This is a genomic window from Paraburkholderia sp. J67, from assembly GCF_905220265.1.
In the GTDB taxonomy this organism is placed as follows: Bacteria; Pseudomonadota; Gammaproteobacteria; order Burkholderiales; family Burkholderiaceae; genus Paraburkholderia.
Genome location: NZ_CAJMZK010000006.1, coordinates 35,889 through 61,861, shown reverse-complemented (window position 1 = coordinate 61,861; position 25,973 = coordinate 35,889). Strand labels below are relative to the sequence as shown.

General features: G+C 63.3%; 20 protein-coding genes. 10 read left to right on the top strand and 10 right to left on the bottom strand.

Annotated features, from left to right (window positions below; all coding sequences use genetic code 11):
• Positions 1 to 69: 69 nt before the first annotated feature.
• The 5 genes from U5782_RS13780 to U5782_RS13760 all read right to left on the bottom strand — a co-directional run bounded on the left by U5782_RS13780 (position 70) and on the right by U5782_RS13760 (position 4,650).
• Positions 70 to 1,245, bottom strand: coding sequence for an ABC transporter substrate-binding protein (locus U5782_RS13780; RefSeq protein WP_322044384.1), 1,176 nt, complete (start codon positions 1,243 to 1,245; stop codon positions 70 to 72).
• A gap of 74 nt (positions 1,246 to 1,319) precedes the next feature.
• Positions 1,320 to 2,027, bottom strand: coding sequence for an ABC transporter ATP-binding protein (locus U5782_RS13775; RefSeq protein WP_322044383.1), 708 nt, complete (start codon positions 2,025 to 2,027; stop codon positions 1,320 to 1,322).
• Positions 2,011 to 2,778: an ABC transporter ATP-binding protein gene (locus U5782_RS13770; protein WP_322044382.1), complete on the bottom strand. Its 768-nt coding sequence runs from the start codon at positions 2,776 to 2,778 to the stop codon at positions 2,011 to 2,013. The genes U5782_RS13775 and U5782_RS13770 overlap by 17 nt, the downstream gene beginning before the upstream one ends.
• Positions 2,771 to 3,784, bottom strand: a complete 1,014-nt coding sequence (locus tag U5782_RS13765; protein ID WP_322044381.1) for a branched-chain amino acid ABC transporter permease — start codon at positions 3,782 to 3,784, stop codon at positions 2,771 to 2,773. Before U5782_RS13765 ends, U5782_RS13770 begins: the two co-directional genes overlap by 8 nt.
• Positions 3,781 to 4,650, bottom strand: coding sequence for a branched-chain amino acid ABC transporter permease (locus U5782_RS13760; protein WP_322044380.1), 870 nt, complete (start codon positions 4,648 to 4,650; stop codon positions 3,781 to 3,783). Before U5782_RS13760 ends, U5782_RS13765 begins: the two co-directional genes overlap by 4 nt.
• 391 nt (positions 4,651 to 5,041) lie before the next feature.
• On the opposite strand from U5782_RS13760, the gene U5782_RS13755 reads away from it, so the two are divergent.
• Positions 5,042 to 5,827 (top strand): SDR family oxidoreductase, encoded by a 786-nt coding sequence (locus tag U5782_RS13755; RefSeq protein ID WP_322044379.1) that lies wholly within the window; start codon positions 5,042 to 5,044, stop codon positions 5,825 to 5,827.
• Between the two features lie 63 nt (positions 5,828 to 5,890).
• Here U5782_RS13755 and U5782_RS13750 read toward each other — a convergent pair whose 3' ends face one another.
• Together U5782_RS13750 and U5782_RS13745 are read right to left on the bottom strand one after the other, a co-directional pair.
• Positions 5,891 to 6,988: a porin gene (locus U5782_RS13750; RefSeq protein WP_322044378.1), complete on the bottom strand. Its 1,098-nt coding sequence runs from the start codon at positions 6,986 to 6,988 to the stop codon at positions 5,891 to 5,893.
• Positions 6,989 to 7,542: 554 nt separating this feature from the next.
• Positions 7,543 to 8,403, bottom strand: a complete 861-nt coding sequence (locus U5782_RS13745; RefSeq protein ID WP_322044377.1) for a LysR family transcriptional regulator — start codon at positions 8,401 to 8,403, stop codon at positions 7,543 to 7,545.
• Between the two features lie 95 nt (positions 8,404 to 8,498).
• Between U5782_RS13745 and U5782_RS13740 the strand changes: the two genes are divergently transcribed.
• Positions 8,499 to 9,923, top strand: coding sequence for an MFS transporter (locus U5782_RS13740; RefSeq protein ID WP_322044376.1), 1,425 nt, complete (start codon positions 8,499 to 8,501; stop codon positions 9,921 to 9,923).
• Here U5782_RS13740 and U5782_RS13735 read toward each other — a convergent pair.
• Positions 9,917 to 11,233: an MFS transporter gene (locus U5782_RS13735; protein ID WP_322044375.1), complete on the bottom strand. Its 1,317-nt coding sequence runs from the start codon at positions 11,231 to 11,233 to the stop codon at positions 9,917 to 9,919. The genes U5782_RS13740 and U5782_RS13735 overlap by 7 nt on opposite strands.
• A gap of 115 nt (positions 11,234 to 11,348) precedes the next feature.
• Positions 11,349 to 12,431 carry a tartrate dehydrogenase gene (locus U5782_RS13730; protein WP_322044374.1) on the bottom strand — a complete coding sequence of 361 codons (1,083 nt, stop codon included), beginning with the start codon at positions 12,429 to 12,431 and terminating at the stop codon, positions 11,349 to 11,351.
• Positions 12,432 to 12,541: 110 nt separating this feature from the next.
• Between U5782_RS13730 and U5782_RS13725 the strand changes: the two genes are divergently transcribed.
• The 4 genes from U5782_RS13725 (at position 12,542) to U5782_RS13710 (ending at position 16,086) form a co-directional block, all read left to right on the top strand.
• Positions 12,542 to 13,474, top strand: coding sequence for a LysR family transcriptional regulator (locus U5782_RS13725; protein WP_322044373.1), 933 nt, complete (start codon positions 12,542 to 12,544; stop codon positions 13,472 to 13,474).
• A 174-nt stretch (positions 13,475 to 13,648) separates the two neighbouring features.
• Complete coding sequence (locus U5782_RS13720) at positions 13,649 to 14,704, top strand: aromatic ring-hydroxylating dioxygenase subunit alpha (protein ID WP_322044372.1); 1,056 nt, start codon at positions 13,649 to 13,651, stop codon at positions 14,702 to 14,704.
• A gap of 33 nt (positions 14,705 to 14,737) precedes the next feature.
• Positions 14,738 to 14,905, top strand: a complete 168-nt coding sequence (locus tag U5782_RS13715) for a rubredoxin (RefSeq protein ID WP_322044371.1) — start codon at positions 14,738 to 14,740, stop codon at positions 14,903 to 14,905.
• Positions 14,902 to 16,086: an NAD(P)/FAD-dependent oxidoreductase gene (locus U5782_RS13710; RefSeq protein WP_322044370.1), complete on the top strand. Its 1,185-nt coding sequence runs from the start codon at positions 14,902 to 14,904 to the stop codon at positions 16,084 to 16,086. The genes U5782_RS13715 and U5782_RS13710 overlap by 4 nt, the downstream gene beginning before the upstream one ends.
• Before the next feature lie 208 nt (positions 16,087 to 16,294).
• Here U5782_RS13710 and U5782_RS13705 read toward each other — a convergent pair whose 3' ends face one another.
• Positions 16,295 to 17,215 (bottom strand): LysR family transcriptional regulator, encoded by a 921-nt coding sequence (locus U5782_RS13705; protein ID WP_322044369.1) that lies wholly within the window; start codon positions 17,213 to 17,215, stop codon positions 16,295 to 16,297.
• A 617-nt stretch (positions 17,216 to 17,832) separates the two neighbouring features.
• Between U5782_RS13705 and tssF the strand changes: the two genes are divergently transcribed.
• Genes tssF through U5782_RS13685 form a run of 4 tightly spaced genes read left to right on the top strand, consistent with a single transcriptional unit; the run spans position 17,833 to position 25,965 of the window.
• A complete protein-coding gene (gene tssF, locus U5782_RS13700) occupies positions 17,833 to 19,746 on the top strand; it encodes a type VI secretion system baseplate subunit TssF (RefSeq protein WP_322044665.1) in 1,914 nt (637 codons plus the stop codon).
• Between the two features lie 31 nt (positions 19,747 to 19,777).
• A complete protein-coding gene (locus U5782_RS13695) occupies positions 19,778 to 22,519 on the top strand; it encodes a type VI secretion system Vgr family protein (RefSeq protein WP_322044368.1) in 2,742 nt (913 codons plus the stop codon).
• Positions 22,520 to 22,549: 30 nt separating this feature from the next.
• The gene (locus tag U5782_RS13690) at positions 22,550 to 24,604 is read left to right on the top strand and encodes a phospholipase D-like domain-containing protein (RefSeq protein WP_322044367.1); all 2,055 of its coding nucleotides are present in this window, start codon (positions 22,550 to 22,552) and stop codon (positions 24,602 to 24,604) included.
• A complete protein-coding gene (locus U5782_RS13685; RefSeq protein WP_322044366.1) occupies positions 24,601 to 25,965 on the top strand; it encodes a tetratricopeptide repeat protein in 1,365 nt (454 codons plus the stop codon). The genes U5782_RS13690 and U5782_RS13685 overlap by 4 nt, the downstream gene beginning before the upstream one ends.
• Positions 25,966 to 25,973: the final 8 nt, after the last annotated feature.

Below are 25,973 nucleotides of genomic sequence, written 5' to 3'. Positions count from 1 at the left end.
AAATGGAAGGCGGGCCGCTCACGTTGAACGTGCGACCCGCGTATTTCACATCAAGGATCGGAACAACGATTACTTGGCGGCAAGCGCCGTATCCGGCAGCAACTTGAGACTGCCGCCTTCCACCACCGCGACCACGGCGCGGCCCATCGTGATGCCGCCACGCGCATCGACGCCGGTGAGCGTGTGCGGGTTGTTTTGCGGCGAGAGCGATTTGAGCGCCTGATCGTAGGCCTTGCGGATCGCGTCGGCGTCGGTGGTTGTGCCCGCAAGCTTCATCGCCTGCGCCGTCGCCCAGACGGCCGTGTAGTTGAGCGAGGCCTCCTGGGTCGGCAGGCGGCCGCCGTGCGTCTTGGTGAAGCGAGCGACGAAGGCCTTGGCGTCGGGCGACGGATCGTCGCCGATCGGCATCACGCCAACGGAACCATCGAGCGCGCCATAACCGCCCGCGATCTTCGCGACTTCGTCGAGCTTGGCCTGGTCCATCACGACGAAGCCGCCCTTGAAGCCCAGTTCGCGCGCCTGGCGAATGATCAGGCCAGTCGGCTCCGAAGGCCCGCCTACGAAGATCACCTTGGGCTTTGCGGCCAGCACGCGGCTCACGCCGCTGTAGAAGTCGGTGGCGCGGTTATACGACATGGGATTGTCCGCGACGATGGTGCCGCCCGCCGCCGTCCACGCGGGCTTGAACGCGGCGGTCCAGGCCTTGCCGTAGTCGGTGTCGGTATTCGCGATGGCCGCGTCCTTGCCGAACTTGTCCATCTCGTACTTCACGAACGAAGCCGTGTACGAGGTGAATTCCGGCGGGATGCGGATGGTGAGCGGATTGCCGCGCGCGGCCAGTTGCGGCACGCTCGTATAGGCGAGCAGCAGCAGCTTCTGTTGCTGGTTGATGGTCTGGACTGCGTAGCATCCGCCGGAGTGAGGCACCAGCACGACGCTCGCGCTGTATTCCTGCGACAGACGGCGCGCGTTGATGGCGGTTTCGCTCGGGTTGTACTGGTCGTCGAGCGCGACTACGTCGAGCTTGACCTTCTTGCCGCCCACCACGAGCCCGGCCTGATTGATTTCGGCCACGGCCATCTGCATGCCTTCGAGCACTTCCTGTCCGTACTTTGCCGCGCCGCCGCTCAGCGGCCCGGAATAGCCGATGTGCACGGTGGCTTCCTGCGCCATGGCGGGCGCGCTCAAGGCAAAGGAAACGGCGAGAGTAGCGGCAACTGCAAGGGACAGCTTCCTGACGATCATGAACGTATCCTCGAAGGGGTGACGATGAAGTACCGCTGAATTCAAACGTAAAAACATGCAGGCCTTTTCAGGCATCAGCCGCCCACATAGGCGCGCCGCACGGCGTCGTTACTGGCCAGGCTTTCGTACGTGCCTTCGAGCACGATGCGGCCCGATTCCACGACATAGGCGCGATGCGCGATCTTCAGCGCCGCGTGTGCGTTCTGTTCCGCGAGCAGGACGGTGGTGCCCGCGCGGTTGATGCGCTGGATCACCTCGAAGGTCTGCTTGACGACGAGCGGCGCAAGACCGAGCGACGGTTCGTCGAGCAGCAGCACGCGCGGGCGGCTCATGAGCGCGCGGCCAATGGCCACCATCTGCTGCTGGCCGCCGCTCAGCGACCCGGCGGGATCGTCCTTGCGGCTCACGAGATCGGGAAACAGCGTGAGCACGTCGTCCAGGCGCTGGCGATTGCCCGCCCGGTCGCGCCGGTGCGTATAAGCGCCCAGCATCAGGTTCTTGAGCACCGACATCGCCGGAAACAGCTTGCGCCCCTCGGGGCAGTGGATCACGCCCGCGCGCACCACATCGGCTGGACCCTTGCCGATCAGATCGACGTCTTTCAGCCGGATGCGTCCTGTACTCGCTCGCGTGAGCGCGCTGGCCGCGCGAAAGATCGAACTTTTGCCTGCGCCGTTGGCGCCCAGCAACACCACGAGTTCGCCTTCGTCGGCGTGCAGCGTAATGCCATGCAGCGCGCGAAAGCTGCCGTAGTCGAGGCTCACGTCATTGAACGTCAGCATGTTCGCTCCCGAGATAGGCGTCGATGACGGCCTGGTTCTTGCGGATTTCGTCGGGCGTGCCCTCGGCGATTTTTTCGCCGTGATCCAGCACCATGATCTTGTCCGCGAGATTCATGATCATGCTCATCTTGTGTTCGACGAGGCACACCGTCATGCCGCGCTGCGCGATCTTGCGGATCAGCGCGGCGAGGCCGTCGGTCTCCTCGGGATTCACGCCGCCCGCGGGTTCGTCGAGCAATAGCAGGGTGGGCTCGGTCGCGAGTGCGAGCGCAATCGCCACGCGCTTGCGCTCTTCCTGCGTGATGCCCCCCGCAGGCCGCGCTTCCAGATGCGCGAGACCCACGAAATCGAGGGCTTCGCGCGCCTTGTCGCGGCAGGTGCGTTCCTCGCTCTTGCAGCGCTTCGTTCGCAGCAGCGCATCCCAAAGATTCGAGCGCGTGCGCAGACGGTGGCCAACGATCAGGTTCTCCAGCACCGAAGCCGCTTCGAACAACGCCGTTGCCTGGAACGTGCGCGCGACACCCAGGCGCGCCATCTGGTCCGCGCGCAGGCCCGTCACGTCGTGGCCGCGCAGGCGGATCGCGCCCGCGCTCGGCCGGTACATGCCGCTGATGAGGTTGAAGAACGTGGTCTTGCCTGCGCCATTGGGACCGATGATGGCGTTCACGCGGCCTTCCTCGATCTGCGTACTGACGTTCGTGACCGCCTTCAGGCCTCCGAACTGTTTTGAAAGCGTGGTGATCTCAAGCATGGCCGTCTCCGCTCGACGTGGCGCGGCGCGCAGTGGGCGCGGCGACTTCGCGCAGCGCGATACGGCTGCGCGCGCTCTGATAGAGGCCTACGAGACCGCGCGGCAGGAAGATGAGCAGCACGATCAGCAAGGGGCCGAACACGATGAAGCGATAGTCCTGCATGAACTGCAACGACTGCGTGAGCCAGGGCAGGGCGATCGCGCCGAGCAGCGGGCCCACCAGCGTGCCGATGCCCCCCACGACCGCATACATCGTCATGTCGAAGGTGTGGCTGATGTTGGCGAGATCGGGGCCGAGAAAGCGCACGAAGCCCGCATAGAGCCCGCCCGCAATGCCCGCATAGAACGTCGAGATCAGGAACGCCAGCATCTTGTTGCGCATGAGGTCGATGCCGAGCGCCTGGGCCAGATGCTCGCTGTTGCGGATCGCGACGAACGTGTGGCCCAGCAGCGAATGTACGATGCGATGCATGATCGCCATGCCCGCGGCGAGAAACACGAAGGTGAGGTAATAGAGCGCGCGCGGGCTTTCGAACGAGATGGGGCCGATGTCGGGCGGCGCGGCGATGCCGATGATGCCCACCACGCCGTGCGTGACGCTGTCCCACTTCTCGATCACGAGAAAGATGATGTAGCCCACGCAGAGCGTGAAGATCGCGAAGTAATTGCCCTTCAGGCGCAGCGAAACGATGCCGACGAAGAAACCCAGCACGACGCTCACGACGCCCGCGAGCGCGAAAGCCGCCCAGAACGGCACCTGATAGTCGACGGTCAGGATGCCCACGGTATAGGCGCCCACCGCCATGAAGCCGCCGTGCGCGAGATTGAACTGCCCGGTGTAGCCGGTGAGCAGGTTCAGGCCGATCGTCGCCAGCGCGAAGATATAGGCCGTGGACATCACCGTGAGCGAGTAGTCGTTGCGCACGAAGAACGGCAGCACGAGACCGGCGGCGAACAGCGCGAGCCAGCCCAGGCGCACGCGTGCAGTGTTTGGCGTGTGGGTCATGATGCGCGCATCTCCCGCGAAAAGAGCCCTTGAGGACGCAGCGACAGAATCGCCACGAGCAGGACGAAGGCAATCAGATCCTGATAGTCGGGCGAGACGTAGAAGGCGCCGAAGCTCTCGGCGAGGCCGATGATGAGGCCGCCCACCACGGCGCCGGGCACGCTGCCCATGCCGCCCAGGATGATGATGACGAAGGCCTTCAGGATGACTAACTGGCCCATCGCCGGATAGATGAGGTTGATGGGCGCATAGAGCGCGGCCCCCACGGCCGCCAGCACGCCCGAGAGCGCGAATGTGGCCATGCCGACCTTGCGCGGATCGATGCCCATGAGCGCGGCGCCTTCGCGGTTCTGCGCGACCGCGAGAATGGTCGAGCCCGCCACGGTGTGATGCAGGAACAGTTGCAGCGCGAGTACAAGGCCGAATGCGCCCGCGATGATGAGCAGACGCTGGATGGGCGCGATCACGCCGTTCCACTCGATCACGCCCGACCACGGCGGCGACATGCGATGGAAGTCGGTGCCCCAGAGCGCTTGCGCGGCGGCTTCGAGAAACAGCATGAGGCCGATGGCGGCGATCATCGGCGAGAGTTCGGGCGCGTTGCGCAGCGGGTGAAACACGAGGCGTTCGGCGAGTACGGCCAGCACGGCCACGCACACGGCGGCCACCACCATCGCGCTCCAGTAGCCCAGGCCGAAACGCGAGGTGAGATAGAACGCCGCGAAGGCGCCGACCATGTAGAACGCGCCGTGCGCGAAGTTGGGCACGGCCATGATCCCGTACACCAGCGTGAGGCCGAGCGCGACGAGGCTGTAGATGCCTCCGAGCGTCAAGCCGTTGAGTACCTGCTGCAAAAACAGATCCACCGTGACCTCCCTGATACGGGCCTCGTGCGTGAGTCGTCGCGCGAGGCCGGAGATTGAGCTGCCGCGTGCCGGTGTGACGGCGGCGAGGCAGGCGTTTCGATCATGCGTTGCTGCGAGGAATTGGCCGTTGCGTCGAAAGTCTGGCCAGGGTCAATTTGGCAATGAATTCTGCAGTGCAGTCAGCCTGGGGAAAATACCAAACGATCGTTCGCAAATAGACGTAGCGGATTTTTATCCAAAAAACATGGATTTTGCAGTGCAGCAGGTGATTTACCGATGTGATTCGATGTCTTGACGCTGCCAATCCGTCTCGATAAATTCTGCAATGCAGACATTAATTCTGCTAATTGGAAATGCTGGTTTTCATCACGAACAGGAACGGAGGGCAGGGATGATGCGTTTCACCAACAAGGTCGCCATCGTCACGGGCGCGGCGAGCGGCATCGGCCGTGCAACCGCGCGGCGGCTCTACGACGAAGGCGCCACCGTGGCGCTCGTGGACCGGCAGGCCGGCGCGCTCGCCGACGTCGCTGCCGGTTTCGACGCCGCGCGCGTCTGGCATGGCGCCGTCGACGTGTCGCGCGAGGACGATGTGGCCCGCTGCGTCGCGGATGTCCGCGCACGCTTTGGCGAGATCGACGTGCTCTGCAATGTCGCGGGCATCGCCGGCGGCGATTATTCGATCGTTGCCGAAACGGACACGGCGGTCTGGCAGCAGATCCTCGCGGTCAATCTGATGGGCGTCGTGCATTTCACCAAATGGGCTGCGCAGGCGATGATCGCGCGCGGCCAGGGGGCGATCGTCAATGTGGCCTCCGTGGCTGGGGTGCGCTCGGGCGCGGGCGGCAATGCCTACAGCGCGTCCAAGGCCGCCGTCATCAATCTGACGATGACGAGCGCGTGCGATCTCGCGCCGTCGCAAATCCGCGTGAACGCCGTGTGTCCCGGCCTCATCGAAACGGGCATGACGGCGCCCGTGTTCGAACGCGCGCGCGAACTCAACAAGACGGATCGGCTGGGCTATCGCTGCGAATTGCGCCGGCCGGGCCGTGCGCAGGAAGTGGCAGCGGCCATCGCCTTTCTCGCCAGCGACGACGCCAGCTACATCACCGGCCAGGCGCTGCCCGTGGATGGCGGCAACACCGCTTCGCTGAATCTGCCCGGCATGAAGGTCTGAACCTCCTGCACGCGCGGCGCGCGCCAGCCTCAAGGTCGAGGCGGGTCGCGCGCCGCGCCGCGATCAGAACATATGGCGGATGCCGAGGCTCGCGCCCACCGTCGAGCCGTTCACTTCGTAGAGCGCGTTGTTGATCGACAGACCCGTATCCATGCGGCCGTGGTTGTTCACGTAGCCCACCTGGCCATAGATCGTCGTGCGCTTCGAGAGGAAGAACTGCAAGCCCGCCGAGGTCATGATCGAGTGGTTCGCGCCGTCGTTGCCGTCGCGCGTGTACCAGACGCCTGCGTTCGCGTCGAGGTAGGGCGTGATGAAGTAGCTGAAGCCGCCCGAATAGACGCTGTTGTCGAACGAGCCCGCGACCTTGTAAAGCGCGTAGGACGCCGAAATCGTCAGGCTGTTCTCGAAGCGATAGGTCGCGCCGAGCGTGCGGCCCACGAATTCGACGGTGCTCGGAATCGGCGTGCTGGCGGCGCTGCCGCCCGAGTTGCTGCTGTAGAGCGCGCCCGTGAGCGTGAGGCCGCCCAGGTGATAGCGCAGGCTCGCGGAATATTGATGACCCGCCTGGAAGTCGCCCGCCGTGCCGCCGAGCGCGATCATGCCCGCTGCCTGGATGCCGGCGATTTCCGGCGAGGTATAGCTGATCGAGTTGCTGTTGAAGAGGCCCGTGACGTAGACGTTGTTCACGTAGCTCACGAGACCGCTGCCGAAATACGACATGCCGCGTGGGTCGGTGTCGTAGAGCGAGAGGAAGAACGGCGAATATTGCAGACCCGCCTTCACCGAGCCATAGGAGCTGTCGATGCCGACCCACGCCTGGCGGCCGAACATGTTGCCGTTCGAGTTATTGAAGGCGCCGTTCGCCACGCTGATGCCGCTTTCCAGGGTGAAGACCGCGCGCAGGCCGCCGCCCAGGTCTTCCGCGCCGCGCATGCCGAAGCTGGAACCCGTCATGCCGCTGTCGGTGAACGAGAACTGATGGCCTTCGTTCTGGCCCGTCGTCATGCTCATGGTGTGGCTGGTGTAGAGCATCGAAGCATCGACAATGCCGTACAGCGTCACGCTGCTCTGTGCGTGCGCGGCACTCGCCATGCCCATCAGCCCCGTCGCTGCGACCCCGGTGGCAAGCAGTTTCTTGCGTAGCGTATTGCGTTTTGACATTTTGGAATCCTGATCGACTGGAGTGGCTTGAAATTGGTTGGATTCGTGCACTTCTGATCGCGGGGCGTCAGGGCGCGCGGACGTGGCGCGTGGGCGCCATCCGTGCGGGTTGCCGGCGGGGTGTTGCGGCCTGCCGGCTTCGACGCGTCACGCGGACGTCGTTACGGGGATTGCTGCGGTAAAACGGGAAAGAACGCCTTGCCAGTGAGGCCAGTCGGGCGCCGGGGAACAGCAGGGCGCCGCATGTCGGTTTCGGGTCGCTAATTCAAGCAGTGGCTCGTTCACCGATTGCCTCTCCACAGACCAGGTAGGGCTTGCAAGATCGTCCGAATTGTCTGTCAGACGGGGATTATTTTTGTACGGTCGTACGGAAACGTCACCCTGGGGGAAACGTGGGGGCGACACTCTAATTTTTTATCGGGCGTTTTTTGTGGGCGATTTTGCAGGGCGCGGCACATTGTCGTGTGGGCGACAATCTCGTGGAAACCGTAAGCGAGGCTGCTTTTACAGGGATCGCCATCAATGTTTCGCACTTCGTAATAAGTGATGGCCGCTCAGGCCTTGAACGTCTTGCCCACCACCTCGGCGAAGAAGTCGATCACGGCGCGAATCGGCGGCGAGTGGCGCAGATCGTCGTGCACGACGAGCCAGATATCGCGCGAGAACGCCTCGTCATCGTAGGGCAGGCGCTGAAGCGCCGGATCGGCGTCGCCCATGAACACCGGCAGGCCCGCAACGCCGATGCCGGTACGCGCCGCGGCCTGCTGCGTGGTGATGTCGCTCACTTCGCAGACGATGGGCCGCTCGCCCGCCACCGCGCGCAGCCATTGCTCGTGCGGCATCTCGGCGAGACGCGCCTCGTAGGCGATAAAGGCCCATTCGGCGGGCTGCGCCGCCTGCGCGTAGTCGCGGCTCGCATAGAGCGCGAAGGGCATGGTGCCGAGCTTGCGCGTGACGTTGCGCGGCTCGTCGGGACGCGCGAGCCGCACGGCGATGTCCGCTTCGCGTCGCCCGAGCGATACGCGCTGCGCCTCGCTCGCGAGCGAGAGCTGGATGCCGGGATGGCGTTGCGCGAACTCACGCAGCGTGGTGGCGAAAAAGTGGCTCGCGAGCACCGGCGGCGCGCTGATCGTGACCTTGCCGCGCATCGGCGTCTGATCGGCGCGGGCGAGCCGCTCGATTGCGAAGGCCTCGGCTTCCATGCGTTGCGCCAGTTCCACAATCTGGCGGCCCGGCCCGGTCAACTGGCAGGCGCGCGGCAGACGGTCGACGAGCCGCACGGCAAGCTCGGTCTCCAGCGCGCTCAGGCGGCGGCCCACGGTGGCGTGATCGACCTTGAGCTGCCGCGCGGCGGCCGAAAGGCTGCCCGTCTGCGCGACGGCCACGAAGAAACGAAGATTTTCCCAGTCGAACATCGGTGCATTTTCTCCCATCTACTGTGCGCGTTTGGGGAATATTCGCACAGAACGCGGCGGGCTACGCTGGCGTTTTCTGATTCGGAGATAGCTCGATGCCAGCATCGTCACACTCTCGCCCCCGGCACGTGCAGGTCGCAGCGTGCCTGGGCTTCGTCGTGGTCTCGATCGACGTGAGCGTCGTGAACGTTGCGCTCGATGCGCTGCGCGGCGCGTTTCAAGCCGACGTCACGGGGCTGCAATGGGTCGTCAACGCCTATGCGCTGGTGTTCGCTTCCGCGCTGCTATTGGCCGGGGCGTTGGGCGACCGCTTCGGCGCGAAGCGCGTTTTCATGGCGGGTTATGCGCTTTTCACGCTCGCATCGGTGGGTTGCGGGTTGGCGCAGTCGCTGGACGCGTTGATCGCCTGGCGGCTCGTGCAGGGCGTGGGCGCGGCGTTGCTGGTGCCCAACTCGCTTTCGGTGCTGCGCGAGGCCTTCCACGACGCTGGCGCGCGTAGTCGTGCGGTCGGCTGGTGGTCCGCAGGCGGCGGTATCGCGCTGGCCGCCGGCCCGGTGATCGGCGGCTTGCTCATTGCCGGGTTCGGCTGGCGCAGCATCTTTCTCGTCAACGTGCCGGTGGGCGCGATCGGCCTCTGGATGACGGCGCGTCATGCGCCGGACTCGCGCGGGCACGCGGGGCGCAGCCTCGATCCGCTCGGGCAGATCAGTGGCGCACTCACACTGGCTACGCTCGCGTTCGCGCTGACCGAGGCCAGCAGCCTGTCATGGCAGAGCCCTTGGATCTGGGGCGCGTTGCTGTCGAGCTTCGTTTTTGGTGCGGCGTTCGTGCGGCTCGAAGCGCGCAACCCCGCTGCGATGCTGCCGCTCGCGCTGTTCGCGAACCGCACGGTTGGCGGCACGGCTTTCATCGGCTTGATCGCGAATCTCGTGTTTTACGGCGTCGTCTTTACGTTCAGCCTGTTGTTTCAATCGGTCTGGCGTTTCACGACCGAACGCGCCGGCCTCGCGTTCCTGCCGATGATGGCGGTGCTCGTCGTGATGAACATTGCGGCGGGGCGACTCGTGAATCGCGTCGGCGCGCGTACGTTGACGGTGGTGGGGCTGTTGATCGCCATTGCAGGCTATCTGTCGATGTTGCCCGCGCTCGCCGCGCAGTCGTATGCCTTGCTGATCGCGCCGATGTTGCTGGCCGGCGGTGGCATCGCACTGGCGGTGCCGACGCTCACCAACGCAATGCTCGCGGCGGTGAGGCGCGAGCAGTCGGGCATCGCTTCGGGGTTGTTGAACGCCGCGCGTCAGGTGGGCGGCGTCATGGGCGTGGCGCTGTTCGGCTTCCTGGTGCGCCATGCGCAGACGGCGCTTTTCATACACGGCATGGTGCAGGCGTTGGTTGTGTCAGCAACGTTGTTGCTGGTGGCGTCCGTCGTAGCGTGGCGCACGCTGGACGCCTTCGTGCGCAATCCGAAGACGTCCGCTGTATGCCTCCCTCGCGCCGCCGACGCCCGCCCGCTTCAATGATCGTGCGTGACCTGCGGCAGCACCGGCCGGCGCGTCTTGCGGCTCAACAGCAGCGCGACAATCGCCGAGACAGCCAGCGTCGCGGCCACCAGTTGCAGCCCGGCGGCATAGCTGCCGGTCTGCGACTTCAGCCAGCCAATAGCGGCCGGCCCGACGAAGCCGCCGAGATTGCCAATCGAGTTGATCATCGCAATGCCCGCAGCGGCGCCTGCGCCCGAGAGAAAGGTGCTCGGCATCGCCCAGAGCGGCGCCTTTGCCGCGCTGATGCCGACGTTCACGCTCACGAGCGCCAGCACGATGGCCAATGCCGAAGCCGCCTGGCCCGCGAACACGAAACCCGCGCAGGCCAGCAGGCAAGGCAGCACCACATGCCAGGTGCGCTCGCCGGTGCGGTCCGAGTGACGTGCCCAGACGATCATGGCGAGCACGGCCACGATGGCGGGAATCGCGTTGAGCAGGCCGGTTTGAAGCGAGGTAAAGCCGAACTCGCGGATGATGAGCGGCGCCCACAGCCCGAGCGTATAAAGCCCCGCCGAGGTGCCGAAGTAAATCAACGCGAGCGCGAGCACACGCGGGTCGCGCAGCGCGCTCCACGCGGCCGCCGTGTGACCCGTGTGCGTTTCGCGCTGACGCGCCTCGTCATGGAGCTTGGCGATCAGCCAGCCGCGTTCGTCGGCGCTCAGCCAACGCGCTTTCGCGGGCGAATCGGTGAGCGCGCGCAGCACCACGAAGCCCAGCACGACTGCCGGCACCGCTTCGATCAGATAGAGCAACTGCCAGTCGGCGAGGCCGAAGACTGGCGGCAACTGCATGAGCGCGCCCGAGAGCGGCGAGCCGAGCGCGGTCGAGATCGGCGCAGCGGCCATGAACCATGCCGCCGCAACCGCGCGCTGGCGGGCCGGAAACCACAGGCTCAGATAAAGAATGATGCCGGGGAAGAAGCCCGCTTCGGCCACGCCAAGCAGGAAGCGCAACGTGTAGAAGCTGGCGGGGCCACTCACGAACGCGGACGCCGCCGAAACGAGTCCCCACGTGACCATCACGCGGGCAATCCACAGCCGCGCGCCCACGCGATGCAGGATCAGATTCGAGGGAATCTCGAAGAGAAAATACCCGATGAAAAACAGGCCGCCGCCGAGTCCGAACGCGGTGGGCGAAAGCCCGATCGCCTTGTTCATCGTCATCGCCGCGAAGCCGACGTTGACGCGGTCGAGAAAGCTCACGAAGTAGAGCAGCATGACGAACGGGATGATGCGCCACATGAGCTTGCGCGTGACGCGCGCTTCGAGGTTCGTGTTGTCCGTATCCATGTGTCTCCTCCATGGAAGTGGGTGCGTCGCCGGTTTGAAATGTTTAGGCGCGACGCGGTGTTCAAGGGGCGCGCGCAGGCGCGGCCCCTCTGTCTCCTGCAAGAATCTGTGTGTCTTACGCCGCCACGGCCACCTTTTCGAGCAGCGCGCAGACCGCGGCCGTCACCTGCGCCGTGGTCGCCTCGCCGCCAAGATCGCGCGTGTGCAGCGAACGATCGGCGGTGACGGTCTCGATGGCCTGCATCACGCGCGCGGCGGCTTCGGTTTCACCCAGGTGCTCGAGCAGCATCACCACCGACCAGAACGTGCCGACGGGGTTCGCCAGGCCCTTGCCCATGATGTCGAACGCCGAACCGTGGATCGGCTCGAACATCGACGGATAGCGGCGCTCGGGGTCGATATTGCCGGTCGGCGCGATGCCGAGACTGCCCGCGAGCGCGGCGGCGAGATCGCTCAGGATGTCGGCGTGCAGGTTGGTGGCGACGATGGTGTCGAGCGTGGCGGGGCGGTTGACCATGCGCGCCGTGGCCGCATCGACGAGTTCCTTGTCCCATTTGACGTCGGGGAATTCCAGCGCGATTTGCTGCGCGATCTCGTCCCACATGACCATCGCATGGCGCTGCGCGTTGCTCTTGGTGATGACCGTGAGCTGCTTGCGGGGGCGCGATTGCGCGAGTCGAAACGCGAAACGCAGGATGCGTTCGACGCCTGCACGCGTCATGATCGATACGTCGGTGGCGGCCTCGATCGGATGGCCTTGGTGTACGCGACCGCCCACGCCCGAATATTCGCCTTCGGAGTTCTCACGCACGATCACCCAGTCGAGATCGTTGGGTCCGCAACGTTTCAGGGGAGCGTCGATGCCGGGCAGGATGCGCGTGGGACGCACGTTCGCATACTGGTCGAAGCCCTGGCAGATTTTCAGGCGCAGACCCCAGAGCGTGATGTGGTCGGGCACGTCCGGGTCGCCCGCCGAGCCGAACAGGATGGCGTCCTTGTCGCGCAGGGCATCGAGTCCGTCGGCGGGCATCATCACGCCGTGGGCGCGGTAGTAGTCGGCGCCCCAGTCGAAATCCTCGAACTCGAAGGCGAAACGCTGCGTCGTGCGCGCGAGGGCTTCGAGCACCTGCTGGCCGGCCGGAACGACTTCCTTGCCGATGCCGTCGCCGGGAATGGTTGCGATGCGATAGGTCTTCATGGTGCGGTCCTGGGACAAAGTGGTCGTGGTGAAACCACTTTACCGAACTGGCGGTTCAGAAACCGGCGCTATACTCAAAGCATCTTTAACCTGAATTCACAAATTGAACCATGACCCGTACCGCGAGCGAGACCGTGCAGCCCGGCGATCTGGGCTTTTTCTCCACGCTCGCGGCGTCGGGCAGCCTGAGTGCGGCGGCGCGCGAACTGGGGCTCACGCCGGCCGCCGTGAGCAAGCGCCTCGCGCAGATGGAACAGCGCGCGGGCGTGCCGCTCGTGAACCGCACGACGCGGCGCATGACGCTCACGCCCGAAGGCGAGGTGTATCTGGAGCACGCGCGCCGCATCCTCGACGAAATCGACGAACTGGGCGAACTGCTGGGCGGATCGAAAACGCACCCGAAAGGGCTGCTGCGCGTGAACGCGACGCTGGGCTTCGGGCGCAGTCATATCGGCCCGGCGATCTCGCGCTTCGTGCTCGCGTATCCGCAGGTGGAAGTGCAGTTGCAACTCTCGGTCACGCCGCCGCCGCTCACCGATGATTCATTCGACGTGTGCGTGCGTTTTGGCGAGCCGCCCGATACGCGCGTGATCGCGCGGCGGCTTGCGTCGAACCGGCGACTGCTGTGCGCGGCGCCCGCTTATCTGGCGAAGCGTGGTGCGCCGCTCACGCCGCACGATCTGGCGAAGCACAACTGCATCGGAATCCGCCAGGGCGACGAAGCCTATGGCGTGTGGCGTCTCACGAACGAGCGGGGCGCCACGCGCAAGGCCGAGTCGATCCGTATCCACGGCAACCTGACGACCAACGATGGCGAGATTGCCGTGAAATGGGCGCTGGACGGCCACGGCATCCTGATGCGGGCGGAGTGGGACATCAACGAGTATCTGGCGGATGGTCGGCTCGTGGCCGTGCTGCCCGACTACGAGACGCCAGGCGCCGATATCTACGCCGTCTATGCCCAGCGGCATCAGTTGTCGACGCGTATTCGTGCGTTCGTCGATTTTCTTGCCGGTGAGTTGGGCGGCACGCACCCACGTTAGTGAATGCATTGAGCGCATGGACGGCCGATACGCCATGCTCGCGCCTGCATAGACTACATGGACGCGCGGGTATGGGTTAGGCGCGCACATCTGGCTATCGTTGTCTCCACGTAGCGAGACTCGCATCAGCGCGAGCCGCGCCGCGACGATACCCACGATCCAGGAGACAAGAACATGACGCAAGCCCAGCTTGCCGCGCTCACGCGGCCACGTCAGCCGGCCATTCCCCGCCACTGCACGTTCGACGCCCACGACTGGGAAATCCTCAGCCGCTACTGGCATCCCGTTGCGTTCGCAACGGACATCAAGGACAAGCCGGTCTCCGTCACGCTGCTCGACGAAGCGCTGGTGGTGTATCGCACGCAAGGCCGCATCGTCGCCGCGCGCGACGTCTGCCCGCACCGCGGCGCGCCGCTGAGCCAGGGCTGGGTCGAGAACGGCAACCTGGTCTGCCCGTATCACGGCCTGGCTTACGAGGCGACTGGCAAGTGCGTGCGCATTCCTTCGCAGCCCGAAGGACCGATTCCCGAGCGCCTGTGTTTGACCACCTATGCCGCGCAGGAAGCGTATGGCCTCGTCTGGGTGTCGCTCGGCGGCGGCGAAGTGCCCTTGCCCGAATTCCCCGCATGGGACAGCGAAGGCTATCAGCAGATCCTGCCGCCTTCGATCGACATTCACGCCTCGGCGGGACGTCAGACCGAAGGCTTCATCGACGTCGCGCATTTCGCCTGGATCCATCACGACAGCTTCGCCGATCGCGGCAATCCCGTGGTGCCGCAATATACCGTCGAGCGCCGCCCGAACGGCCTGCGCGCGGAATACGTGAGCACGGTCAGCAATTTTCCGAAGTCGATGCAGCACCGCGCGCCCGAGGGCTATCTGTGGCGTCGCATCTTCGAAGTCGATGTGCCGTTCTTCGCGCGCCTCACGGTGCACTTTCCCGAGAACGGGCGGCTGGCGATTCTCAATGCCGCGAGCCCGGTCTCTGCGCGGCACACGCGCCTGTTCGTGCCGATTGTGCGCAACTTCGATCAGGACCTGCCGCTCGACGACGTGTACGAGTTCAATCGCCAGGTGTTCGAGGAAGATCGCGCGATCGTCGAACTGCAATGTCCCGAAGATCTGCCGATCGACCGTTCGCAGGAGGCACCGATTCTCGCTGACCGTTCTTCCGGCGCCTATCGCCGTGCACTGGGCGAGATCGGTCTTGGCAAGTCGTACGTGCGTTGAAATGAAGGCGCTGAAGCAAAGAGGAGTACGAACATGAAAATCTGGGAATGCGTGATTTGCGGCTTCCGCTACGACGAGGCCCAAGGAATTCCCGAAGCCGGCATCGCGCCGGGCACGCGCTGGGAAGACGTACCGGACGACTGGATGTGCCCGGACTGCGCGACGGGCAAACACGACTTCGAAATGCAGGTGGTGGCATGACACAGACCGCACAATCGGACGATCAACAGGACCCCATCGTGATCGTCGGTACCGGGCTCGCGGGCTATACGGTCGCGCGCGAACTGCGCAAGCTCGACGCCGAGACGTCCGTGCTGATCGTGAGCCGCGACGATGGCCGCTTTTATTCAAAGCCCGCGCTCTCAAACGCATTGGCGACGCGCACCGCACCGCATGATCTGGCGCGCTTCGACGCGCAGGCGATGGCGCAGCAGTTGAACGCGCGCGTCTGGACGCATCGGCAGGTCGAACGCATCGTGGCGCACGAGCATGCGATCGTCGTCGATGGACAGCGTTTGCGTTATCGCGCGTTGGTGCTGGCAACCGGCGCGGACCCACGGCGCGTGCCGGTGGATGGCGATGGCGCGGCCGATGTGCTGTCCATCAACGACCTCGGCGATTACTCGCGTTTTCGCGAGCGGCTGGCGGCGTGCCGCTCGGTGGCGCTGCTGGGCGCGGGGCTGATCGGCTGCGAATTCGCCAACGATCTGCTGGCGGCGAATTACGCGGTGACGCTGATCGACCCCGCGCCCGTGCCACTCGCTCGACTGCTGCCGCCTGAGGCGGGTGAGGCGTTCGCGAGTGCGCTGGCCGCGGCTGGCGTGGACATGCGGCTTGGGCGCGGCGTGCAGTCGATCGTGCGGCGCGATGAGGGCTATCGGCTGACCTTGAGCGATGACAGCACGCTCGACGCGGATCTCGTCGTATCGGCTATCGGCCTTGCGCCGCGCACGTCGCTCGCGAGTGCGGCGGGTTTGCAGATCGAAGGCGGTATCGCCACCGACGCGTGGTGCCGCACGAGCGCGCCGGATGTCTACGCGCTTGGCGATTGCGCGGCCATCGAAGGCCGCGTGCAGCCCTACGTGCTGCCGATCATGCACGCGGCGCGCGCGCTCGCGCAGACGCTCAGCGGCACGCTCACGCGAGTGGCGTTTCCGGTGATGCCTATCGTCGTCAAGACGCCGGCCGTGCCCGCTGTGGTCGTGACGCCCGACGGGCAGCAGGGACGCTGGAGCGTCGAAGCGGGGACCCACGATAGCGCCCATGCAGTGCGCGCGATCTGCGCGGACGACGCAACGCAGCGCATGAGCGGCTTCGCGCTGCTGGGCGCGGCGATCGCCGAAAAGGCTGCGCTACTGAAGGCCATGTCAACCGGCGGCTAATATCGATTCGGATGCCGAATCGAATTGTGTGCCGCATGCCACGGCGCGCGTGCTCTTCCGTCTGACTCCGACAGGCAGCTTCGGCTGACCGACCCCTGTCGCGCTCACGTAGCGGCGCTCCGCCCATCTTCCTGTCTACGGGCCGTCGATACGAGGCGTTTCGCACCGCAAATCACGCTTGCGGTGCTTTTTTCATTGCATCAGCGCTTTAGTGGACGAGACCCTTTGCGACGCCCGCCACCAGATGGCGCAGCCAGACTGCCGCCGCGCTGCGATGCGTGCGATCGTGCCAGAGCTGGTAATAGGTGAGCGCACGCGGCTCGCCGGGCAAAGGCTCGATGCGCAGCGGCAGCAGATTGCAGTAATGCGCTGCGAGCGCCCGTGTGGTCGTGAACAGGAGGTTCGAGCGCATCAGCACATAGGGCGCCATGCCGAAGTAGGGCAGCGTGGTGGTGACGTTGCGCGAAAGACCATTGCGCGATAGTTCGGCGTCGATCGTGCCCAAGCCGGTGGCATTGTGCGTCGTCACGGCCAGATGCTCGGCTTCTTCGTAGACGGCCTGATTCAGGTTGCCGGGCTTGATCGGATGCTGCGTGCGCATCAGGCAGACGAGATCGTCCTTGCAGAGCGGCTGCAAATGCAGATGTTCGGGCGGCGTGCGCCAGTTGCCAATCACCAGATCGAGCGTGCCGCTTTCGAGGCCGTGGCCGTAGCCGCCGTCGACCATCATCAGATGCTGGAACTCGATGCGCGCGCGCGGCGCCTGCGTATGGAAAGCGTCAACGATGGCGGGGAGGAAGAACACATCGAGATAGTCGGGCGAGCCGATCAGGAACGTGCGCCGCGTGGTGGCGGGGTCGAAGGCCGTGGTCGGGTTGAGGATCGCAGCGATGCCCGCGAGCGCTTGTGCGGCTGGCTCGATCAGCGTGAGTGCGTGGCTGGTGGGCACCATGCGGCTACCGCTGCGCACGAGCAACGGGTCGCCCGTCATGGCTCGTAGCCGCCGTAGCGCGACGCTTACGGTGGGTTGCGATTGGCCAAGCAGCGCCGCGGTGCGCGAAACGCTGGCTTCGGTGATGAGGGTGTGGAGGACCTTGAGCAGATAGGAGTCGATGACTTCCCGGGACATGCTAACCGCCGATGTTGTTGAGACCTATGCTTGATGTATACGTGGGGATATATCGGGGCGTCAATTTGGGGGATTTACCGGGGGGGGCGGGGAGGCTTGGTGGGTGGGGGTTATAACGCGAGGCGCATCTACGATATGTTGGTTTGGGCATGGTGGTTTTGGCACTTTCTTATGATTGAGCACGGTGGGCAGCGTGGGGCTCGCATAACTGGTGCTCGCGCCAGCGAACGATGTGCGGGCTTCTGGGGCCGTTCTTGCTCAAAGACGCCATCGACGCTCCTTCGGTAACCGCACGAGTTTCGCGTGAGGCGGAATCCACGGTCGAGCAATCAAAATCAACACCGTTGCGGTCGCGTATTGAACCGGATATCGCTGTCTAGTCCACCTGCCTTGGATGTCTCACAATGCGTTGCCCCTGAATCGCTTCGCACGCTTATATCCGCTGGTAGACAGCGTTAATTGTCAATTCTGGTCAAAAGTTCATCTCAAAAATTGTATCCGGCCCTTGTCAGGTGTAGATATATGCGCTCAACAGTTGTGCGCGCAACGGGGCACGACGTCTGGCAGGGCACGCCCGCACTCGGGCCTCCGGCCTCGAAAAAAGCAGAATGAACGACATGACGCAGCCGTATCAACCTCTCGCCGACCCGCGCCTGCTTGACTACTACATCAGCGAACTGCTCTACATGCGCGCGCTTGCGCAGGAATTCGCGCAGCAGCATCCAAAGATCGCGGCACGTCTGGGCATGCAGGCTGAAGAGATCGGCGACCCGTACGTCGAGCGCCTGGTCCAGGCATCATCTTTTGTTAGCGCGCGTATGCAGATACGCATCGATGCGGCGTTTCCTGAACTGCTGCAGCCGATGCTGGAAACGGTCTATCCAAACTACGTCCGGCAGACGCCCTCCATCGGGGTGGCCCGTTTGTATCCGGGGCACGAAAGCGGGCACCTCGGCCAGGGTTTTCTCGTTCCACGCGGCACGGCCTTCACCTCACACACGCCCGCTGGCGAAAACACCCCCTGCATTTTCCGCAGCAGCCAGGACGTGACGGTCTATCCACTGCGGATCAGGCACGCGCGGGTAACGCGGATTCCCCCTGACATCCCCTCGCTTGACCTCTACGTGGCGGACGGCCAGTCTGTGCACGGCGCGGTACGCCTCACGCTCGAGACGACCAACGGTGCGCCTGTCGCGGCGCTGGAGGATCTGGACCGCTTGCCCCTGTATCTCGCCGGGCACGAGCGAATTGCGTCACACCTGTTCGAACTGATCCACGCTGCGGGCATCGCTACGATCATGGCCGCGCCGGGGCGGTTCGCGGATGGACCTCTTCATGGTGTCGCGCGTGGTGCGGTGGTCCATGAAAGTATCGCCCCGGATCAGGCGGTGCTGCCCGACGTCCCGCGCAGGCTTCACGGGCATGGACTCATGCAGGAGTACTTTGCATGTCCCGCACGCTTCTGGTTCTTCGCGCTGACCGGGCTTGCCCCGGGCCTGAAGGCTATCGAAGGCAACGCCGTCGAGATTGTCATCCTCCTTGACCGCGTGCCCGGGACGTTGATTGATACGGTGGATGCGTCGCATTTTTCGCTCTTCTGCACGCCGGTCGTGAATCTCTTTCCGATGCGCACGAAAAACCTTCCGGTTGACCCGCAACAGCCTGAACACCGGCTCGTGCCGGTACCCGACGCGCCCGCCAACTTCGACCTGCGCTCAGTGGAAGTCGCGCACGGCCAGGTCTCCGACGAAGGCAGTGAAGAGGTGCGGTTCGAACCCCTGGACAGCCCGCTTGGCGCAGGTGGCTCCGGTGAAGGACATTACTTCATCCTGCGTCGCAAGCCGAGCCTGGCTCAGGGCGGTGGCCGGCAGTACGGCACACGTCGCCCCTTCACCGAGACGCAGACCTTTATTTCGCTGGTGAACGGCAAGGATCGGCCCGATGACAGCGGTATCCGTTTCCTGTCGCTCGATGCATGGCTGACCAACCGGGATCTTCCGTCCCTGCTTGAATGCAATGGCCTCGACGATCTCACGCTTGCTGGATCCAGGCCGGTGTTGGGCATTGGCATTGTGCGCTTGCCATCAGCCCCGAAGCCGCCGCTTGCGCACGGCGATCTAGCTTGGCAACTGATGAGTCAGCTCAAGCTCGACTACCAGATGTTCGATGACCGCTACGACGAGCCGCATCCGGGCGAAGGCGTGCGCCGCCGCCTGCGACTGTTCGTGACACCGGACGCCGGTGCCCTTGGGAGGCAGGTCGAAAGTCTCGTGAGCGCGACGGCAACGCCGGTCAACGAGATGCTGCCCGGCAACGGCCCGATCGTGTTCGGGCGCGGCATCGAATGCGAATTCACTTTCGATGAAAGCGGCTTCGACGGGATGAGCCCCTATACCCTGGCGCTGGTGCTGGAGCACTACGTCGCGCGTCACGTCTCGATGCATTCGTTCACGACCACCGTGCTGCGTTCGAAACAGCGCGGCCTGATCGCCCGGTGGCCGCCGCGCATGGGCACACGCGAAGTTGCCTGACTTTCTTTCCTGATCGACCACGGAGCACCGCATGTCATGGCTTGACCAACCCCGCACGCTGGAGATCGTCAGCACGGGCCTGCCGAAGTGGCGGGATGAATGCCTCTTCACGGTATCGCGTCTTAAGGGCACCGAAAAGCTCGGCAGGTTATACGACTACACCGTCGAAGTCGCGACGAGGAGCGACCCCAGTCTGAGCGTGGAAGAAGCGAAGGCGCTCGTGGAGGTGGACAAGCTGGTGGGCACGCAGGTGACGGTGAAAATCGCCATCGAAGGCAGCGGCACGTACGAGACGGGAGGAGCGGGCCAGTCGGTCAACATCGGCGCGGACGTGCGTGAGATCACTGGCCTGATCGTCTCGGCAGAGTGTGTTGGCGCGGATACGCGGCGCGCGTTCTACCGGCTGCGGATTCGCCCCTGGCTATTTTTAGCGACCCTCAACCAGGACAGCCGGATATTCCAGGACCTCACGGTCAAGGAGATATCCGAAACGATCCTGAAGAAGTACCCGTTTCACTACGAACTGCGCCTCGCCGGTCCCGGCTTCGGGCGAGCGTATCCGAAGCGCGACTACCAGAGAATGTTCTGGGAGAGTGACTGGGGCTATCTCAATCGCCTGTGGCAGGAATGGGGCATCACGTTTTTTTACGATGGACCGACGCTGGTTCTGTGCGATTCGACCAGCGCCTACAAGAAGCACGGCCCCGCGTATGAAACGCTGCGATACCTGGACCGTGACGGCCAGCGTATCGACGAGGAACACGTCTACCAGTTCGAGATTGCGCGTGCCCTGACCACGGGCAAGGTCAGCGTGACCGACTACGACTATATGCAGTCGCGCGCGAACCTGGCCGCGAAGGATTCCGACTACCGCGAGCGCGCGAACGACAACATCGAGCACTACGCCTGGGGAGATTATTCGCAGCCGCTGGCCGGAGCGATGGGCGTTTATGCGAAGCCGAACGAGGTGGACTTCGAGGGCGAGCACCTGGCACGGGTGCGGCTGGAGGCCAGGCGGGCGAAGAGCCTGCGTGGCAAGGGGCGCGGCAACATGCGCGGGCTGCGGGTGGGCCATACCTTCCATCTCGAAGAGTATCCGCTCGCACTGGGCAACGGCGAATACCTCGTGACCTCGACGAAGATCGAGATCGTCAACAACGACACGGTGACGAACCGGGGCGCGCTGCAACGACAGTACACCTGCGAGACACAGTTCACGGTGCAGCCCGCCAACACGTATTTCCGCACGCCACAGAAAGCGAAGAAGCCGCGCTCGCACGGTGAGGTGGCGGTTGTGACGGTGTATTCGGATTCGAAGATCTGGACCGACAAGTATGGCCGCGTGAAGGTCTGGTTCCCCTGGGACCGCGAAGGCAAGCAGGACCAGGATTCGAGCTGCTGGGTGCGGGTCTCGTCGCCGTGGCAAGGCGCGAACTATGGGGCGATCTACATTCCGCGTGCGGGCCACGAGGTCGTCATTGGTTACCACGACAACGACCCGGACAAGCCCTATATCGCGGGACGGCACGTGAACCAGTTCCACGAGCCGCCGTGGCCACTGCCCGCCAACCAGGCGCTCTCGGGCTGGATGAGCGAGGACCTGGAGGGGCCGACGACGAACAGCGTTGTTACGGATGACACGCCGGGCAAGCTCCAGGTGCAGGTGGCGAGCGACCATGCGGCCTCGCGCCTCGTGCTGGGCAGCAACACGCGCATCGACCGGCGCAAGGGGCGCAGCGAGGCACGCGGCGAAGGGTTTGAACTGGCGACCGAGGCGCATGGTGTGGTTCGAGCCAATCGGGGCATGCTGGTGACGACTGAGACGCGCTCGGGTGCAACGCAGCCCGTGAAGGACATGGGCGAGACGATTGCGCGTCTCGATGAGGCCCGTACTTTGCACGACAACCTTGCGGGACAGGCGCAGGCCAATGGGGCACAGGATTCCGGGGCGGACCAGAAAGCCGTCGCTGCCGCGATCAACGCGCAGAACTCGGCGCTGAAGGGAAAACCCGGCGCGGGCAAGTTTCCGGAATTCGCCCAGCCCCACCTGACCCTCGCGAGTCCCGCCGGTATCGAGTCTTCCACGGCCGGAAGCACCCATGTGGCGAGCGGCGAGCATTTTGCGATCACGAGCGGCGCCAATGTTTCCATGGCGGCAGGCGGGTCGTTCTTCGGTACCTTTGGCAACAAGTTGCGCATGACAGTCCAGAAGGCCGGCATGTGGCTCGTTGCGGTATCCGGTGATATCGACCTGCGGGCGTTAAAGGACAGCATCAACCTCCTGGCAAAGCTGAACGTGAGCGTAACGGGCGAGAAGATCACGATCCGGGCAAAGCAGGAAGTCGAGATCCAGGGCGGAGGTAGCTTCACTCGCTGGAGCGCCGGGAAGATCTACAGCGGCACGTCAGGCGATTTTGAGGTTCACTCCGCAGGCCGCTTGTTTACTGGGCCGGTCTCCACGACGCCGCCGACGCTTCCTCTCTCAACGCCTGGTAATCAGGAACTGCATTTCTCGTTGGGCGCACTGTCGAACGACTCTGCCGCCCGCGTGGCCGGGGAACCCTACGAACTGTACCGTGGCAATACGCTGATCGACAGTGGCGTAACCGACGACTACGGGCGCGTGGTGGTGAAAGACCACCAACCGGGTACCAGGGCATATTGCGTCAGGCTGTGCCACGGCGGCCAGTACGACCTGAACGTCAAGGACGCTCTCAATCCCGATGCCGATCATATCGACCAGCTCAGCAGCCGCGGCGTTCGTCCCGCCTGATGCCTTGCCAAGAAAGAAGGAATGCTAACCATGTCAAACTTGCCGACACAGAACCCCGTTGATGTTGCCATTGCCGAAGCTGGCCGCGAGGCGCAGGGATCGCTTCAATGGCTGTTAGAAAAGAAGACATGCCCGGACGCCCCCGATATTACGGAAGGCAATGATCTAAAGCTTTTCATCTGTGGAGAGCAGGGCTTTGCCCAGTTGTCGGAAGACCTGCTCGCTGCCAAAGCTACCGTAGACATCATCTGCTGGGGCTTTGACCCGGGCATGGAGCTGGAGCGCGGATCCGGTGGGTGGTCGCGGGGCATGACATACGGACGATTGCTCGAATATCTGGCCGAACAAGGAGTGAGGGTGAGGCTGCTGCTCTGGTTTGATCCGGTGGCGTCCAGGAAGCAGAACAGTATGCCGGGCTATACCGATGTGCCCGTTAATGGGTTTCTGAGCCCTGTCCAATGGAAGGTTCAGGGTGATGACCCCTACAACAACAAGGAACGCCACGAGTGGTGCAAGGCATGGTGGCAACGGCAAGGGGTGAAAAATGATCGTGTTCTCGCAACCAGAGTGCAGTATCCATTCAACCTCCAGATCGTGCTCCGAAACATCGAGTCTCAGGACGTCAAAGCGTTGCTGGCGGCGGACATCAAGGAGGAAGATCCACCCGACTCGAGCTGGCTTAATCCAGTTGATGAAGCCGGCCTGCTGTGGAACTACCCGACGCATCACCAGAAACCCGTCCTGATCGACTATGCGCACGAAGGCGGGAGCAAGGCAGTGGGATTCGTGATGGGGCTGAATTCCGTCACGGACTTCTGGGATACGGCGGAGCATCCAATCGAAACGGATCGGCGCGAGAGCGGGGCAAAATCCACCCGGAAGGACGAGACAGATCACGAACACAAGAGCGACTTTGGAGCCGGAAATCAGGATGATGCACAAAAGCTAGCCATGATTCATGGTGCTGACTATACGTCCTTGCGCCCCTACCAGGACTATGCCTGTCGCGTCGTAGGGCCAGCCCTCAAACGGCTTCACCAGAACTTCGAGAAAAGCTGGAACAAGTTCGCTCCACTGGAGTGGAGGACGTCGGCTAACGATAACGACCCGCTGCCGCCGAAGATCCCCACGCTGGCCAAGGACCCCTCACAGCAGGTCCAGATCGTGAGGACGCAGGCCGCCGAGCGCGAGAAGACGATAAAGAAACTCTATTTCCAGGCGACAAGCGTCGCACGGAACTACATCTACATCGAGAACCAGTATTTCTTCTACCCGGAATTTGCCCGTCATCTGAAGAAAGAGCGGCAGAAGTTCTGCGACGCGTGGGCACGTCTGGCTAAAAAGCCGATGCTCCAGATGCCGAACCTGCACCTGTTCATTGTGATTCCCCATCCGGAGGACGACGGGATGGTGCCTCGTACGTTCGACACACTGACTGAACTGGGCGCAAGTGATGCGATGCCTGCACAGGCAGGGCTGATCGATTCGGGGAAGACCAGTCAGAATTACGGAAAGCACTCCAAACAGGGCACGTACTATACGACCTTTGAGGACGAGATGGGTAATCCGGTCAGTGTGCCCCACACCCATCCGGTGCTGGATCGCCCCAGCGTAGACGAGCTGGAAAAGTCGTTGGGACTGAAGGTTAGTGTGGCGCGACTCTGCACGAGTGGATCAGTTAGCGGAAAGATGGCCTATCGGGAAATCTATATTCATTCAAAGCTGATGATCATTGACGACGTTTTCTTTACGCTCGGCAGCGCCAATTTGAATCAGCGCAGCATGTCGGTGGACAGCGAGATCAATATTGCGGCTACAGGTGTGGAGCATGCTACCGCGTTGCGCGGCAACGTGTTTGGGATGCATTCGGGGGGCGATATCAATGGTGACGGCGGTCGGAACGCGATGCCGCAGATCTTTCGGAACTGGGAGAATCGGATGCAAGGGAATTACAAGAAATGGAAAGCGGGGAAAGAAAAATTGAAAGGATTTCTGTTGAAATTCGAAGACCAGCGGTCCACTACGATCAAGCATGCTATGAATGCGATACCTGCCTCCACGGACAATCAGGTCGAACTGGCATGAGGCTTGTGTTCACTCGTTTCATGATCGGCTTGTGCGCTGTCCTTGTCGTGATGCAGTCTGCTCTTGCAGATTCCCCCATTCATCAACTGATCACCGCCATGTCCAGTTCCGATCTGCCCCGTTATACGAAGCTGCCGCTGTTTGCGCCGCACCGCAAGGACTTCATCTGTGCCTATCAGGACCAGCATCTGCCGTCTGTCGATCCGCAGGCCAACCTGTGGTTCCAGCAGGCGCTTGCGCTTGAGCTTGATCCAAATACCTACTGGAAAGACAAGGACTGGCGAAAGATCTACCAGCTTTACCAGCAGGCGGCTGAGCGCAACCACTGGAAGGCAATGCTCAATCTTGCGAGCCTGATCCTGGGTCAGTACCCGGTCCCCGAGAAACAACCGGAAATGGCGATCCGCTGGGTAGAGAAAGCGATGCAATTAGGGGTGCCCGATGCGTGGGACACGATGGGTGTCTATCACATGAAAGGTATTGTCAAGGGCGGGGACGCCACGAGTGCCTATGCTTTTTTCCAGAAAGCGGCAGATATGGGCAGCCCGTCGGCGCAAGCATTCCTGGGCGCAGCGCTTAATGCCGGCTGGGACAATCCTAGTAGCGGATTCTGGGCGAATATGCCGGTTGCGACCAAAATGCTCGAATGTTCCTTGGCTCAGGGTTACGGCGATGCAGCGGACGAACTGGAGTTTATCTATGCCGCTGACAAGACGCCTGAGGCCAAACTTCGTGCGGTTAAGGTTCTACAGGACGGAGTAAAACTCGGTAGTGCGAAGTGTGCGAGCCTTCTTAGTAGTCAATTTGACGGCTTGGATATGACCAATGGCGATAGTCTTGTAGGGAACATTGATAAAGCGCGGGCTGATCGCTACGGTAAGATCAGTGATGTTCTGGAGTGGTACCAAGGAACCCTGAAACTGCCGAATTTAGACAAAGTGTTGCCGCTCCCACCCGCTCCTTTGCCCAAATGGGACGGTGATGTGGAAACGCTGATTGACGCCGCAAAGGCCGTGACCTCACCCGTGAAGTCCCCGGCCAGCGCGCCGCACCCCGATCCCCGGTCGGCTTTGATCAAATCCGGTCTGCTACGTTCGCTTTCGGACGGGCCGCACCCGTTGCGCTGCGATGGCGGGCGCAAATGTCCGCAATCGGGTATCTGGGCGGCTCAGGTGGCCGTAACTCATCCCCTTGCCGCGCTCTATAACCGCTGGGACCGGCAGGCGTTCGTTGAGAAAGGGGCGAGCTTTCCCGATCCGCGACAACAGCATCTGGACATATCAGTGCACGACGTTCGCTGGACCTGGCTGGGCAGCCCCAACCGGATTCGGGTCGCAGATGTATACGAGATTGCCCTGTAGGACGTGGT